Source organism: Acinetobacter sp. UBA5934, from assembly GCF_002430855.1.
Classification (GTDB): domain Bacteria; phylum Pseudomonadota; class Gammaproteobacteria; order Pseudomonadales; family Moraxellaceae; genus Acinetobacter.
Map to the genome: position 1 here is coordinate 16857 of NZ_DJDC01000041.1, position 14433 is coordinate 31289.

14 protein-coding genes are annotated in these 14433 nt (G+C 40.9%); 4 read left to right on the forward strand and 10 right to left on the reverse strand.

Annotated features, from left to right (window positions below):
- Nucleotides 1-140 precede the first annotated feature (140 nt).
- The 3 genes from miaA to tsaE are packed head-to-tail and all read right to left on the reverse strand — an operon-like array spanning nt 141 to nt 3519.
- Nucleotides 141-1085, reverse strand: a complete 945-nt coding sequence (miaA, locus tag B2Y23_RS03005; RefSeq protein WP_291368932.1) for a tRNA (adenosine(37)-N6)-dimethylallyltransferase MiaA — start codon at nt 1083-1085, stop codon at nt 141-143.
- A gap of 6 nt (nt 1086-1091) precedes the next feature.
- The gene (gene mutL / locus B2Y23_RS03010) at nt 1092-3050 is read right to left on the reverse strand and encodes a DNA mismatch repair endonuclease MutL (RefSeq protein ID WP_291368934.1); all 1959 of its coding nucleotides are present in this window, start codon (nt 3048-3050) and stop codon (nt 1092-1094) included.
- Nucleotides 3043-3519, reverse strand: a complete 477-nt coding sequence (tsaE, locus tag B2Y23_RS03015; protein ID WP_291356942.1) for a tRNA (adenosine(37)-N6)-threonylcarbamoyltransferase complex ATPase subunit type 1 TsaE — start codon at nt 3517-3519, stop codon at nt 3043-3045. Before tsaE ends, mutL begins: the two co-directional genes overlap by 8 nt.
- Before the next feature lie 151 nt (nt 3520-3670).
- On the opposite strand from tsaE, the gene B2Y23_RS03020 reads away from it, so the two are divergent.
- The 3 genes from B2Y23_RS03020 to B2Y23_RS03030 all read left to right on the forward strand — a co-directional run bounded on the left by B2Y23_RS03020 (nt 3671) and on the right by B2Y23_RS03030 (nt 5563).
- The gene (locus tag B2Y23_RS03020; RefSeq protein ID WP_291368936.1) at nt 3671-4576 is read left to right on the forward strand and encodes an RluA family pseudouridine synthase; all 906 of its coding nucleotides are present in this window, start codon (nt 3671-3673) and stop codon (nt 4574-4576) included.
- 115 nt (nt 4577-4691) lie between these two features.
- The gene (locus B2Y23_RS03025; RefSeq protein ID WP_291368938.1) at nt 4692-5027 is read left to right on the forward strand and encodes a type II toxin-antitoxin system RelB/DinJ family antitoxin; all 336 of its coding nucleotides are present in this window, start codon (nt 4692-4694) and stop codon (nt 5025-5027) included.
- Between the two features lie 92 nt (nt 5028-5119).
- Nucleotides 5120-5563 carry a GNAT family N-acetyltransferase gene (locus B2Y23_RS03030; RefSeq protein ID WP_291368940.1) on the forward strand — a complete coding sequence of 148 codons (444 nt, stop codon included), beginning with the start codon at nt 5120-5122 and terminating at the stop codon, nt 5561-5563.
- Between the two features lie 3 nt (nt 5564-5566).
- Here B2Y23_RS03030 and B2Y23_RS03035 read toward each other — a convergent pair whose 3' ends face one another.
- Entirely contained in the window at nt 5567-6277 is a 711-nt protein-coding gene (locus B2Y23_RS03035; protein WP_291368942.1) for a pseudouridine synthase, read from the reverse strand.
- Nucleotides 6278-6418: 141 nt separating this feature from the next.
- Here B2Y23_RS03035 and B2Y23_RS03040 point away from each other — a divergent pair, with 141 nt between their 5' ends.
- Nucleotides 6419-6871, forward strand: coding sequence for a DUF441 domain-containing protein (locus tag B2Y23_RS03040; RefSeq protein ID WP_409449756.1), 453 nt, complete (start codon nt 6419-6421; stop codon nt 6869-6871).
- 53 nt (nt 6872-6924) lie between these two features.
- On the opposite strand, the gene B2Y23_RS03045 is transcribed toward B2Y23_RS03040, so the two are convergent.
- The 6 genes from B2Y23_RS03045 to B2Y23_RS03070 all read right to left on the reverse strand — a co-directional run bounded on the left by B2Y23_RS03045 (nt 6925) and on the right by B2Y23_RS03070 (nt 14382).
- Nucleotides 6925-7956, reverse strand: coding sequence for a CynX/NimT family MFS transporter (locus B2Y23_RS03045; protein ID WP_291368944.1), 1032 nt, complete (start codon nt 7954-7956; stop codon nt 6925-6927).
- A gap of 12 nt (nt 7957-7968) precedes the next feature.
- The gene (locus B2Y23_RS03050; protein WP_291368946.1) at nt 7969-8100 is read right to left on the reverse strand and encodes a hypothetical protein; all 132 of its coding nucleotides are present in this window, start codon (nt 8098-8100) and stop codon (nt 7969-7971) included.
- Between the two features lie 169 nt (nt 8101-8269).
- Entirely contained in the window at nt 8270-9190 is a 921-nt protein-coding gene (locus B2Y23_RS03055) for a LysR family transcriptional regulator (RefSeq protein ID WP_291368948.1), read from the reverse strand.
- Between the two features lie 620 nt (nt 9191-9810).
- Nucleotides 9811-10173: a hypothetical protein gene (locus B2Y23_RS03060; protein ID WP_291356789.1), complete on the reverse strand. Its 363-nt coding sequence runs from the start codon at nt 10171-10173 to the stop codon at nt 9811-9813.
- A 398-nt stretch (nt 10174-10571) separates the two neighbouring features.
- A complete protein-coding gene (locus tag B2Y23_RS03065) occupies nt 10572-12287 on the reverse strand; it encodes an AAA family ATPase (RefSeq protein WP_291368950.1) in 1716 nt (571 codons plus the stop codon).
- Nucleotides 12288-12375: 88 nt separating this feature from the next.
- Nucleotides 12376-14382 carry a hypothetical protein gene (locus B2Y23_RS03070; RefSeq protein WP_291368952.1) on the reverse strand — a complete coding sequence of 669 codons (2007 nt, stop codon included), beginning with the start codon at nt 14380-14382 and terminating at the stop codon, nt 12376-12378.
- Nucleotides 14383-14433 lie beyond the last annotated feature (51 nt).

Consider the following 14433-nt stretch of genomic DNA (forward strand, 5'->3'; position numbering starts at 1 on the left):
TTACGGAGAGAATTTAAGAACGGATCTTGTAAAGTTTGACCTTTAGACATGTTATAACTCCAAAAAAATTAAAATCAGCGCAAAAAACTATCTTTATTTCTCAATAAAAATTATAAAAAAGATAGTTACTAAATTTTGCTTTATCCGTAACACTTTCGCAAGTCTTCTTGGGCCTGCTTGACCGTCAAATATGTTTTAAATTTATGCGATTCTTGCAAAGATCTTAACCATGTATATTGACGTTTTGCCAGTTGTCGTGTTGCGAATAAAGACTTATCCTCCATTTCTCGTTGTTTTTCGACACTTTGGTCACTTTTTTGTATAAATTCTAGAGCTTGTCGATAGCCAACTGAGCGCATGGAAGGTAAATTATCATTTAAATCGTATTTTTCAATCAGTCCTTCTACTTCATGTAAAAATCCGATATCCCACATAGTTTTTAGGCGCAATTCGATACGCTTATGTAATTCTACACGATCAGGCAATAAAGCATGATTATGAAATGTGTAACGGTATGGTACATTTTTTGGTTGTTCAGCTTGTAGTTTTGTAATTGGCTGTCCAGTCAGCTTAAATACTTCTAAAGCACGGATAATGCGTTGTTTATCGCTGACTTTAAATTTCTGCCCGGCTAAGGGATCTACCACACATAATTCTTCATAAACGGCCTGCCAACCCTGTTGCTCGGCTTTCGCTTCAATTTCAGCACGTACCGCATAGTCTGCACTCGGTAAATTACTCGATAATCCTTCCAATAAAGCTTTGAAATACAGCATAGTACCACCTACCAGAATAGGGGTTTTACCACGTGCATGAATATCATCAATTAGCACGCAGGCATCTTCTACAAACTGTGCTGCCGAATACACTTCCAGAGGGGTGATAATATCGATCAGATGGTGCGGATAGCGTGCCTGTTCGTCTTTGGTCGGTTTAGCGGTACCAATGTCCATATCTTGATAAACCAGCGCAGAATCGACAGAGATCAGCTCAAAATGGCCTTGCTCATACAGCTCACATGCCAAAGCGGTTTTACCACTTGCAGTTGGTCCCATTAAATTGATGACCGGCAATTGATTTGACATGTACAACTACTCTCCTCGAGCAAAAAGTTTATCTAATTGTGAAAGTGGAAATGCACGCCAGGTTGGGCGACCATGATTACACTGACTGGCAAATTCGGTCTGTTCCATTTGGCGCAGTAAAGCATTCATTTCTGAAAGACTTAAAATACGGTGCGCACGAACTGCGCCATGACAAGCCATGCCTGCTAAAATCTGGTCACGCTTTTGCAGCAATCCCCGCGCTTCATCACTCGGATCTAAATCATTCAGCAATTCAGGCACCAAAGCTGCAAAATCCGCCTTGTGTAAAATAGCGGGCACACCACGCACAATCACCTGTTCATCGCCATACTGGTCAATTTCCAGACCCAGACGCGCCAGCTGGTCTTTCAGCTCATCCACCCGCATGGCCTGCATACGGCTAATACTAATTACTTTAGGAATCAGCAGTTGCTGCGATGTCCAGAATTCAGGCTTGTCCCATGCAGCTTTCATTTGCTGTAATACAATGCGTTCATGCGCGGCATGCATATCGACAATAATCAGGCCTTCAGTGTTTTGCGCCAGAATATAAATACCATGCAGTTGCGCAATCGCAATACCGAGTGGATGTTCATCGACGTGAGTAACTGTACTTTGTTCAAATTGATTCAACGCTGCATCTGCGATCGATGATGTTGATTCACGTAATGGCGCCAAATAGCTTTGCAAAGCATTATTTAGCTGCTGTGAGCCGTTATAGCGACCTTGCGACGGCGATGCAGCATAGTGCATCGTTTGCGGACTGCTGGCATTAAAATCACTGAGTAAATCTGTAGAAATTTGTGCTTCCGGTTGCGGCGTATACGCATCTATCGCTTTATGCAGTTGAAATTGTTCTTGATAACGAGGTTGCGACTGTGCAGGTGCAATTTGGTTTGTTTCATCTGTTTTCATTGCTGAAGCCAGTTCAGCGGTAGCGGTTTGAAATTGAGACAGCTTTTCTTTAGCAAAATGACGTACAAATTCATGTACTTCACGCTGATTTAAAAAACGGATTTCGTGTTTGGTGGGATGTACATTGACATCAATATTTTCAGGATCAACCTCTAAAAACAGCAAATAAGCCGGATGCTGATGACCATGCAAAATGCCATCATAAGCCATACGCAAGGCATGTGAGATGGTCTTGTCTTTTACAATCCGCCCGTTCACATAAACATATTGCAAATCAGCCTGCGCACGCGCATCAGAAGGATGCCCCAACCATCCCGATAAGCGCATGTTGATACTGTCAGCATCGATCCAGTACGCATTTTCGGTAAATTGTCGACCCAACAGTTGCTGTACACGCTGAAAACGCAGCTCCCCGCTATCAGCAACCGGCAAATTCAAGCGAATATTATCGTTATGTTCTAAAACGAAACGGATATCAAAATGAGTTAAGGCCAGACGGCGAACGACTTCTTCAATATGCCCAAATTCAGTGCCCTGTTTTTTTAAGAACTTGCGACGTGCCGGCACATTAAAGAATAAATCCTGCACCCGAATATGAGTGCCTTTTCGCGCTGCAACAGCTTGAATTTCCTGATGATCAAAAGCGGTTCCGTTTACCTCAACCTGATAGCCAACCCCGTCATCGTTTTGACTGCTGCATAAAGTTAAACGTGAAACCGCAGCAATCGAGGCCAAGGCTTCACCACGAAAGCCCAAGCTGGTAATCGCATGCAGCTCTTCAGCCGTTTGAATCTTACTGGTCGCATGACGCATCACGGCCAGTGGCAAATCCTCATAATGAATGCCTCGGCCATTATCAATGATTTCAATCAGCGTACTGCCGCCCTGTTCCACCCGGATGATCAGCTCGGTCGCACCTGCATCAATCGAGTTCTCCAGCAGCTCTTTGACCACAGATGCAGGACGTTCAATCACCTCACCTGCGGCAATCTGGTTCGCCAGTGCAGGATTCAGGGTATGAATACGACGTTCGCTTAAATCATCACGCATTGTTAAAATGACTCTCTAATGCTTGGTTTAATGCGGCTGACGAGAAACTTAAACTTGCTGTACGCGTCAGCTCATCTTCAGACTTTTCAATGTTGATAATCAGGTCAGGCTGGGGAATTTCATCACCACCTTTGGAAGGCCATTCAAACAAAAATAGTGCATTCGGGGTTTCCAGATAATCACGGATACCCATCAGTTCAAGTTCATAAGGGTCATTTAAGCGGTATAAATCAAAATGAAAGATATCTTTACCTTGAATATTATACGGTTCAACCAAAGTATAAGTCGGGCTTTTAACCGCCCCTTGATGACCTAAACTTTGCAAAAAATAGCGTGTTAGTGTGGTTTTACCTGCCCCTAAATCGCCAATTAGATACATTACACCTGTAGTAAAATGCTGCGCCAAAACCTGTGCTAAATTTTGGGTATCCTCTTCATTGTTTAAAGCCAAATTAAATGAATACTGCATATTACTCACGACATGATTCCAAAGAACAATTATGATAGCATCGCACCGCTTTATTGCCCATGCTCAGCCTTCTAAATGTGTAACTTTTACTACATTTCATTTTAAATCGCATTGATTTCCATGCACAACAGATTGATCTACGACAAAGCACATGACCAGCACTGAATTTATTCCACCCATGATTGATGGCGTAAGCGCAAGTAAAGTTTTTCTGCCTAAAACCGCGCCTACGCCGAACAGTGTCTATCAATATCTGTGTCAGCAATTTCCACATATTGAATCTGCTGAATGGCAACAACGTTTTGCGGATGGTTTAATTTATGATGCATCGGGCAATGTCTTAACAGCACATGCGCCCTATATTGAAAATAGTCATGTGTTCTATTACCGATTTTTGGCCCATGAAATACCTGTCCCTTTTGAACATGAAGTTTTGTTTGAAAATGAACATTTGCTGGTGATCGACAAACCACATTTTTTAACCATCAGCCCGACCGGCCAATATGTGCAAGAGACGCTGCTGGTACGATTAAAAAAACAGACCGGAAATGAATGTTTAACGCCGATTCATCGTTTAGACCGCGAAACTGCTGGTGTGGTTTTATTTTCTAAACAGGTATCTACACGGGCAGTTTATCAGGAGATGTTTGCCAAACGTGAGGTCAAAAAAACCTATCACGCTATTGCACCATTTCATGCCGATTTAACATTTCCTTGCTATACACGTTGTCGAATGGAAAAAGGACAGCCGTTCTATACCATGCAAGTGGTTAATGGACAGGTAAATAGTGAAACAGAAATTGATTTACTCGAACATGATGCAGTATGGGCAAAATATGAACTCAAACCAACCACCGGCAAGCAGCATCAACTGCGCGTGCATTTAAACAGTCTGGGCATTGCCATTAAAAATGATCCCTTTTACCCCGTGGTACAACATAAAAGGGAAGATGATTTTTCTGCACCACTTCAGCTACTCGCCAAGCATATTGCATTTACTGATCCAGTTAGCGGACAACCGATGAGATTCTCATCTCATTTCGACCTGACATTGTAATATGCTTGTCATTACAAAATATTTTGGTAAATCGAGTGTATGAATATTGAAATTGCATTCAATTTGATTAAAATAAATGCTGAAAAGTTAAGTAATTAGACGTATTTAAAAAATCATGAGAAAAACCGAAGTTTATCAAATACGACTTGATTCCCAAGAAAAAAAACATGCTTTCGCAGTGTTTAAACAATTGGGCATTACCCCAGCACAAGCAGTTCGACTGTTTTTTAAACAAGTTGTTTTAACAAAATCTATTCCATTTTCTATTGAAAATCAAAATATTAACCTTGATCAACTGAATAGAATCCGTAAATTAAAACAGCAGCAGACAGAATTGAATTTGCCAGTTGATCAAGCCATGAATATGGATCAGGAATTTGCTCTAGACGATGATCATTTGGACTTGTTTGAAGAACTGAATGCCATTTTGGGCGAAAGTGACAAAACTTAACAGTGTTGCATTTACAAACAAAATTTTGAAAAAATCTTAAATAAACTTAGGTATGCTTCATGCAAAGACAATAAAAAGGCATGGAGTATCGTATGATTGTAAGACGCGCAACTTTAGAAGATTTACATCCCCTTGCCGTTTTATTTGATGAATATCGCCAATTTTATGGTGCATCTTCCAATCTGAATTTATCTTATCAATTCTTAAAACAACGTTTTGAAAATCAGGAAAGCGTTATTTTTATTCATGTGAAAGATGATGTTTTCACCGGTTTTATTTTGCTGTATTTAGGTTTTTCTTCAGTGGCTTGTTCTATCTATTATATTCTGGATGACGTGTACGTCACCCCAGCTTATCGTCGCCAGGGTTCTGCCAAACAGCTCATAGATACCGCGATTTTATTTGCACGTCATGAAAATGCGCAACGCATTAGCTTACAGACACAAAAAAATAATTATCACTCCCATCAGCTTTATGAGCAAATGGGTTTCGTCAAAGATACCGAATTCCAAATCTATCATTGCTTCCTCAGATAACGATTAAAGCGTCATTCGAGTCTTAGCTAATTCTACTTCTGCTGCGCTGAGATAAATCCATTGTCCCTGCTGTAAATTGTCCAGTGTCAAAGCCCCAATTTGCTGACGATGCAATTGTTCCACTTTATTGCCCACTGCAGCCAGCATTCGCTTCACCTGATGATAGACACCCTGATGAATAGCAAACTGTAATTCATTTTCTGATAGCAACATAATATCTGTGGCTGCAAAAACACCTGATTCATTTCGCAATTCCACACCCTGCTCTAACTGCTGAATTTGCTCTGTCGTCACAGGATCAGCTGTGTGCATGCGATAGACTTTGGCCACATGTTTTTTAGGATGCGTCAGCGCTTGCAGAAACTGTCCGTCATCTGTCAACAATAATAGCCCGCTGGTGTCCTGATCCAGTCGGCCAACACATTGCAGGCCCCGGTTCATCAGCACATCATCAAATAAATCAAACACACTAAAATGATGGGTAGCCTGATGTGAACACTCATAACCTTGCGGCTTGTTTAAGGCGATATAAACCTTTTCCCGATATTCAAAAGTTTCACCATAGACAGAAAAATGAAGTCCATTTAAATTCAGTTTATGCTTCGGGTTGGTGATGACCTCATCCTGAATGGTGATAGCACCATTTTTAATCAGCTGCTGGCAATGTTTACGCGAACCAAAACCCTGCGATTGCAACATTTTTTCCAACAACATAGATCAACCCTTTTACTATCATGAAATGCGCATTCTATACTGAAATGCAGCCTAATTTTATTGTTCACTTTGCTTTTAGATCAATCTGAGTTAAAAACCTTATACAATAGTAATTATTGCTAACCCTCTCCCTTGTGAATAATGTCCCATCTAGATTTAAACCTGATTGTGCTGCTGGTGTTATTGGCCTGCGGTATCTTTAGCCATAATAGTGCAGTCACGATTGCCGCTGGAGTTTTAATTGTTTTTCGCATAACTCCGCTGAGTGAATATCTTCCTTACCTACAACAGCATGGTTTAAATATTGGCATTATTATTTTAACTATTGGCGTTCTCACGCCGATTGCTAGTGGCAAAATTCCGGGAGATGCCATTTTAAAATCCTTTATGAGCTGGAAATCCTTACTGGCCATTGCAATTGGCATACTGGTCGCATGGCTCGGTGGACGCGGAGTCAAACTGATGAGCAATCAACCGGATGTAGTTGCAGGTTTGCTGATTGGAACAGTAGCAGGTGTTGCGGTATTACGCGGTGTTCCGGTCGGTCCTTTGATCGCTGCCGGAATATTGACTTTGTTTATCGGTCATTCTTGAATTTTTAATCTTAAGCCTGACAACTGACGCTTGGCAGGCTTGATCTGCACGATTTATGCAGCTTTTCGAAATAAAATTCTGGTTAAAAGCATCCCAATCAGAGACAGGGCTGCCATTAAAATTCCCACCCATATCCATCCACCTGTAGCCAGTACAATTGAGGCAATCAAAGGCGGTAACAGGAATTGCGAGGTGGCCGAAAATTGCAGGACTAGCCCGATTGTAGGGGTAATGGCAATGGGCTTTGCGGGAAAATTTAACACCTGAGAAAACACGACCACTGCGACTAAACCACCAAATAATGAAAAGCTCAAAACCAATATAAATTGCAGACCAAAGGGCAAAAATTCGCGTAACAGATAAAAGCTCAGGGCACAGACCATTAAAGTGGTAAAACCGGTTTGGACTAAAGTTTGAGGCCGAAAACCACGCTGTAACAGTAAGCCACATACAAAGGTGCCAACGGCATTGGCTATCGCTACAATTGCCGTTAAGGCACCGGCTACGGCTAAAGAAATTTGATTTTGCTGATAAATACTGGGCAAAAAACCGACCTGACTCAACCATTGTCCGGCATATACACCAAAAATAGCGGCCAGAATCCAGGCTGGAGGATGTTTCAAAGTCAGTTTAATTAAATCAAATATTGCAACCGACTGGGTATGAGTCTTCACTGCGGGAATAACCCTATAAATCACAGCTGCCAAAGCAAATGATAGTCCCCCGAAACACATCCAGACGCCTTGCCAGCCTATACTATTGATCAGGAATGGCGTACACAGTAAGCCTATTCCCATTCCGCCTCCCATATAGGCGCTCCATAGCCCCATCTTGGCTTGTAACTGCTCAACCGGAACCAGTTGGCGGATAAAAGCAGGTCCACTTAAGGTAATCAGTAAAAATCCGAAACCTTCGACCACACGCAGTGCCAGCAACACCAGGAATTCCTGCACAAAACCACCGCTAAAACTGGCGATAGCGAGCAAACTTAATCCGAATAAGACACAGCGTTTTAAGCCTATTTTAGCGGTATAACTGCCCAGCACGAGTGCCATACACATGCCTGCAACTTGAACAACGGACAATAAAAAACCGGCTTACACTAAGCTGATGCCTAACTCGGCTTGCAGGACAGGAACCGCAGGTGGCAACTTGCCGACATGCATGGCAGCGACAAATCCTGCTGCAATAATCCATAATTCTTTGCTAAGCCAATGCGCGGAACTCACAACCCTTCTCCTTCGGCGAATTCAGCGCTAGCCTAGCAAGAATAAAAACTTTTATTTATCTTTGATTTAGATAAGCTAAGAGTTGATAAAAATTAATCCGCGATTGACTCGGATCATGAAAAAATTCCCTGTAAAACATTGATCCTATATTAAATTCAAGCACGATTTTTTAAGCAGAATAATACTGATTACGCTTTTGCGAAAATTTAGCCAATTGCTTTAAGAAACCTTCAAAGTAACTTTTTTCTTTCTCATCGGTTCGATACCCTGCATACAAAGTACGGCGTAAACCTGTAGCAGAAACACAATCTAAACGGCATGAAGTGACCCAGCCTTTTTGCTCATATTCATTCACCACCCAGTCTGGAAGTGCTGCAATCCCCCGTCCACTAGCCACCAGCTGAATCAACATTTGAGTTAAATCCGTCGTGCGTACGTGCTTGGGTTGAATATTTGCCGGAATAAACAATTTCGCCATGATGTCTAAACGGTGCTTATCCACCGGATAAGTAATCAAGGTTTCCTCAGCCAACTCTTGCACGGTAATACGTTCTGCACGAACCAGCGGATGGGTATTGGATAAAACCAGACGGGATTCATATTCAAAAATTGGGAAATATTCGATGCCTTTTAACGCAATAGGATCCGCGGTAATCAACAGGTCAAATTCCGCATTTTGCAGCAGTTCATGCGGATTGGCTTCAAAACCTGAAGCAAAATCCAGGTCTACATCCGGATACAAATGACGATATTGATTGAGCAGCGGCATTAACCAGTCAAAACAGCTATGACATTCTGACGAGAAAATGATACGCCCCGTCTGGCCATGCACAATACGGGTAATATCGGATTGGGTAATCTGGATCTGTGGGAGTACATCATCAGCCAATTTGAGCAAACGCTGTCCCACGTTAGAAAAAGTCACCGGGCGACTACGACGATTCACCACCTCTATCCCATACCAGTGATCCAGTTCTTTCAGTTGATGAGAAATGGCAGATGGTGTTAAACAAAGATCATTGGCTGCAGCCACCAGTGAACCATGTTCACGTAATGCAGTTAAAGTTTTGAGATGACGAATTTCTAACATGAGCAAAGACCACAAACATCGTTATCCAATCACACAAGCCACCGATCTGTGCCCTAGGTGATGAGAAATAAATAGATTAGTAAATGAATTTATCTCATCTTAACATTAAATTAATTATTTTTTTTCATGTTTTGTTTGATTTGACGATGTTTTCAACCGAAATAATCTTCATTTAGGACAACCTCATGGCTATGACTTCCCATATTTTGGGCCATCCACATATAAGAGGAAAACGTGCATTTAAGTGTGCGTAAGAAAACTACTGAAAAGATGAAATCACGCCAACCAAATTTTTAATAAAAGCTCAAGCGGTTGCAGCTCGCAATTGGCCAGCTCAAATTGATATAGGGCTTTCTTTTAGGTGTAGGCGATTTCTGATTTTATGACAGCATTCTGATGCGTACAATTAGAAATAATTCCAGACTTTGGTTTGAAAATACAAGAATGAACTGAAACTAAAACGGTGACGATAGCTTTGGTTAAAATGGCGAAGGAAGTGGGTAAAGAATTGAAAGCTGAAGCTGCATAATCAATAGAAACATGCTATCGATTTTAAAAATAGCAAAGCAAAGATAGTTGTTTTATAAAGGCTAATTATGTGTCATCAAAGTTATGATCAATCAGGTAAAGTTATAATATTGCTCTGTGCTAAAGTCATACAGGCTTATGGTCGAACCGGAAATGGTGATTTCATAATAACTTGAGTTACCATAATGATAACCTTCGTATTTTTTTATGCCTTTCTTTTTTAAACTGATAAATTCAGCATGACCATAATCATACAGATTAAATTCCCGCCCGGTATGTCGCCCCTCAAAAATTGCTGATCGCTGATAATCATAAAGTTTTGCTTCATGCGTATTTACGTTGCCGCTGATTTGAGGATAGGCACTTTCATGGCAATCATAAATGTTTGATTTATGATTACCAAACTCCAGCTTGGCCACCACCAAAGCAAGAGCTGCTCTCTGATACTGTTTCATATATTTCCTTTTAATTTTTTTTATTTTAAGCTAATGAAAAAATCATCCTATTTTTTCAACTTTAAAACTGATCCAAACTATTGTTATTCCAAAACAACATAACAAATTCTTTTTTCAACGCAAAGTATTAATTTTTATTCTACTTTAAAATTCAATTTAAAGTTCCTTAGATTCTTATTTCTCTAATGACTCACTCATCACATCATCTATTAAACTTATCTTTTTTCTCAAACTTAATACTAGAGAAAGATTTCTTCTTATAATGGGACATATATCAAATTGAAAACATTTTTAAAGTTTAAAACTTTGCTTGTAAAGCTCTAAACATTTATTTATCAGTAAAATTTAAAATAAAAAGGACATCTATTGATGTCCTTTTTTAATTAACTTATTAAGGCTTATTCAACAAAAAGTAGCGCCAAACGCACCTGATCATATCCCATACGTGGACTGGTCGCTTCTACAATCGGTCTCAGCTTGATTGCACCATCTTCACTAAAGTTTTCAGGACTTTTTCGTTTCATCAAGCGTTTATAAATTTTACGTACCTGCTCCACCACTTCATCGCCGGGATGAGCCACTGAAATATCCAGACCCTGCTCTTTATGCAATTTTGCCAAATGATTAATAATAGTTGCAGGCGTTAAACCGCGCTCAACAGCAATATCCTGAATTTCATAACCTTCTTCAAACAGTTCACGGGTTTCATCCAGTGTGGCGGTGGCATAATTGGTTTTGCCAGCACTTTTTGCTATTTTCTTTTCATTACGCTGAATTTCTGTTTCATTCAAGGTACCACCACAATGACGGATAAATGCTTTATGTTGTGGCGTTAAATCAATCAGCTGAAAATGATTTTCCGCTTCTTCTGACAATTCCTGAAAACGTCGATCGGCCTTGATCGCCAGACTATCCAGTTCCAGCGCCTGAGTATTCATGCCTAAAAGTTTCAAGCCACCTAAAGCTTTTAAACGTGATAGCGCCACATAGCCCTGACCTTTTTCAAAAGTATTTGCCAGATTAATTTCAGCCGCTTCCAGTGTCATCCCTTGTGACTTATGAATGGTAATCGCCCAAGCTAAACGTAACGGAATTTGCTGAAAACTGGCAATGGTTTTACCGGCATCATTATCTACCGACCAGGTTTCAGGCTCCACCACCAACACCGTACCATCAGTCAATTTTACTTTCGGTAAAATGCCATGTTCATTATCTTCTTCAAAGCCAATGACCTCGCCCAAACTGCCGTTAATGTAACCCATATCAAAGTTATTTTTGACAAACATGACTTTGGCATTTTTCTTTAAAGTCAGGTTTTCAGGCGCACGCACCGAAGATTTCAAGGTTTCAATCAGCTTGTCATTACCATCACAGATTGCGTCAAACTGTTTGCTTTCAGCATCAATCGCATTCAGATGCTTAAAGTTGATGCTATCCACATCCATATTGTGGGTATATAAACGGGTAAAGGTTTCGCCTACATCTTGCTGGCGGGTTTGTTCCAACGCTTGAAGATGTTGGGCCGTAATACTTTGGCTACGAATGGCATTTAAAATGTCGTTTAAATAATCGTTACCTTGACGATGCTGTTCAGTCAGATAACAGACCCGGAATTTTGCTTCGACCCAGGCATCAGACATAAAGCAGAATTTATCGCGATTGCGTTCGTCGTTTTTACCCACTGGCGGCAACTGGAAAAAATCGCCTGCGACAATGACCTGAATGCCGCCAAAGGCTTCATCACTTTCTTTAAAATATTTTAAAACTTGATTGACCAGATTCAGCTGCTTGGCATGCAGCATGGAAATTTCATCAATAATCAATACCTGGGCATTTTCTAAATGCTCTTTGAGGTATTTGCGCTCTTTCATGTTTTTCAGGTCAGCGTCGCCCAAAAAATCTTTAATTCCAATGCACGCCCAGGTATGAATGGTCATGCCATTCATATGCGTTGCTGCAATCCCTGTAGATGCAGTAATGGCAACCGGTACTTTACGCGCTTTCAAATAATTGATGTATTGATTAAGAGTATAGGTTTTCCCCGCACCAGCCGAACCTGTTAAAAAGACATTTTCGCCCGCTTTTAAAAGCTTGAGTGCAGTTTCTTGTTTCATAAGACCTATAACCGTAAATTAACGGCTATAGCCTACCGATTTTTTTCCCAAAAGTTAAGCCTAGAAAAAAGTTTAGCGACATCAACCGTCACTTAAATGGCGCAAACTCCGTGTTTAACCAGGAGATAAATTGCAGTGCGATATTTACAAAAAGGTATTCGGTTTTTCTATTGTGCGGATATTCCAGCTGGTCATAGATCAGTTGACCTTCTCGCAGATGACAACCTAAAGTCATATGCAGCTTGCCGGTTTGCGAGGCCATATGGAATGCCACATACTCTCTGTCAATAATCCGCTGTGCATAACTGGCTGCCAGACAATTTTGGCATTTTTGCGATTCTTCAATAATCCGGTCCAGGTCTGCCAGTTCTTCAAAGCTCCAGCAGGAAAAGTGCATAATTTTTTCCGGCATTAAGGGTTGCCATACCGAAGCTGCATAATTTGACCTTAGCTGACTGATAATTTCCTGCTTCTGAATGTGATTATGCCAATCTGCTGCCTGATGATAAAACCCGATCCATGTGGTGCTTTTCGATATCGACTGATTATCCTTAAAAAACTCAACCAGATAATCGCGCACATAGGAATCAAATACCGATACCCGGATATTACGGCCACGCAGATAAAAGATTTGCCGAAACTCGTCCAGCTGCATTTTATAGCGCTGCAATACCGTATAAAATTCGCGATTTTGATGGGTTTCCGGCCGGATATACGCCATTAAATCATCACCAAACTCTTGGGTTATTTTGTGCAGATATAACATATAGGTCTGCATGACCCGGCTTAGGCGCAAATAGATTTTTTTGACTGTTTGCTCGTTGCCCTTGCTGACATTGCGCATCAATTCCATCCATTCATCCAGATATAAAATGGAAGGACTAATGGCAATACGGTGGTCATCCAGCGCCTGGCGCTGACCTTTAAGTATCACCGTATGATTATGTTCATGCTCAAACCAGGCTTCCTGCATGGCAAAATAGTGACAGCTATGAATAAACATACGTGCAGAACAATGCTGAAAGTATTGTAAAGTGGCCAAAATAACCTGAGGGTGAACCTGACTGCTATCAATAAAACTTAGCGCCGTGACTGCAATCCGCACGCTGCTCTGCTGGATATTGCGACTCAGCCAATCCAATACCTCGGCAGATTGTTTAAACAGCCAGTTTGCGGCACGCGGATAATCAAACAAGGGCAATTTTGCAACTTTCTTTTGCCAGACTACCGACCGCGGGTCTAGAAAATTTTGTTTTGAAAGTAAATCATCACGCTGCCACAATTCACGCCGCATTAAACGGATAAAGCCAAGTAAAGCCGGTTGTTCCTGGGCATGCCGATAGAGCAAATGGATATCATCCTGATGTTCCATTAATGCATGCAAGTTAAAACGCTCTTCAAATGAAAGTGCCATAATGCGGTACATGGCCGCAGGTAAATACTGTGCTGCACTAAAACAAAACTCGTCCAGTGCTTCCATTAAAGGCTGCAAGGGTAAAAATTCATCTCCCAAAACCCTTTGAATGGAACAAATCTCTTGCAACAGGTGAATAATCGCTTCAGGCAATACCTTTTTATTCACCACACAATCTGTCAAAACAGCACAGGAATAAATATTTCCCTTGATCATCAGCTGATCAATAATTTCAGCTTCAGACAAGGAAAGATTGTTCAAATAATTTCTTACCCGCTCGGCGCCATGTACCCATAAATAGACCTGATCAAGTAAGAGCTGTCGCAGCTGCTGGGCTTTCTGACGCAAATACAGAGAGTGTTGCGGCTTTAAATCATTGGTGAGAAAGTACAGGTCATGCAGGATAAATTCTTCTAGTAATTCTGCTTTTTGACCCTGATAAGTAAAATCACAGTGCAAAATATGTTTTACTGCTGACTCAGGTGCATAAAATTGCAACTGAAACATTCCATTAGCGACCTGTACAGTATGCTGCTCCTGATCAATACGAAACATATTTTGCGCATTCAGATCTCCAATAATATTGAGCTGATCTTGCAAAATATCATTGAGATTTTCAGAAATTCTGAGTAACTGCTTCGCAATCAATGCATACTGCGGTATTAAACGATCCTGTTCCATACTCGCCTCAAATTAAACGACCATCCTAAGATGAATTTAATAATATAGTGA

Bases quoted from the DNA above. Each gene is read 5' to 3' on its own strand.
- miaA (WP_291368932.1), bottom strand. From the start codon at position 1,085: ATGTCAAATCAATTGCCGGTCATCAATTTAATGGGACCAACTGCAAGT.
- mutL (WP_291368934.1), bottom strand. From the start codon at position 3,050: ATGCGTGATGATTTAAGCGAACGTCGTATTCATACCCTGAATCCTGCA.
- tsaE (WP_291356942.1), bottom strand. From the start codon at position 3,519: ATGCAGTATTCATTTAATTTGGCTTTAAACAATGAAGAGGATACCCAA.
- B2Y23_RS03020 (WP_291368936.1), top strand. From the start codon at position 3,671: ATGACCAGCACTGAATTTATTCCACCCATGATTGATGGCGTAAGCGCA.
- B2Y23_RS03025 (WP_291368938.1), top strand. From the start codon at position 4,692: ATGAGAAAAACCGAAGTTTATCAAATACGACTTGATTCCCAAGAAAAA.
- B2Y23_RS03030 (WP_291368940.1), top strand. From the start codon at position 5,120: ATGATTGTAAGACGCGCAACTTTAGAAGATTTACATCCCCTTGCCGTT.
- B2Y23_RS03035 (WP_291368942.1), bottom strand. From the start codon at position 6,277: ATGTTGTTGGAAAAAATGTTGCAATCGCAGGGTTTTGGTTCGCGTAAA.
- B2Y23_RS03040 (WP_409449756.1), top strand. From the start codon at position 6,419: ATGTCCCATCTAGATTTAAACCTGATTGTGCTGCTGGTGTTATTGGCC.
- B2Y23_RS03055 (WP_291368948.1), bottom strand. From the start codon at position 9,190: ATGTTAGAAATTCGTCATCTCAAAACTTTAACTGCATTACGTGAACAT.
- B2Y23_RS03060 (WP_291356789.1), bottom strand. From the start codon at position 10,173: ATGAAACAGTATCAGAGAGCAGCTCTTGCTTTGGTGGTGGCCAAGCTG.
- B2Y23_RS03065 (WP_291368950.1), bottom strand. From the start codon at position 12,287: ATGAAACAAGAAACTGCACTCAAGCTTTTAAAAGCGGGCGAAAATGTC.
- B2Y23_RS03070 (WP_291368952.1), bottom strand. From the start codon at position 14,382: ATGGAACAGGATCGTTTAATACCGCAGTATGCATTGATTGCGAAGCAG.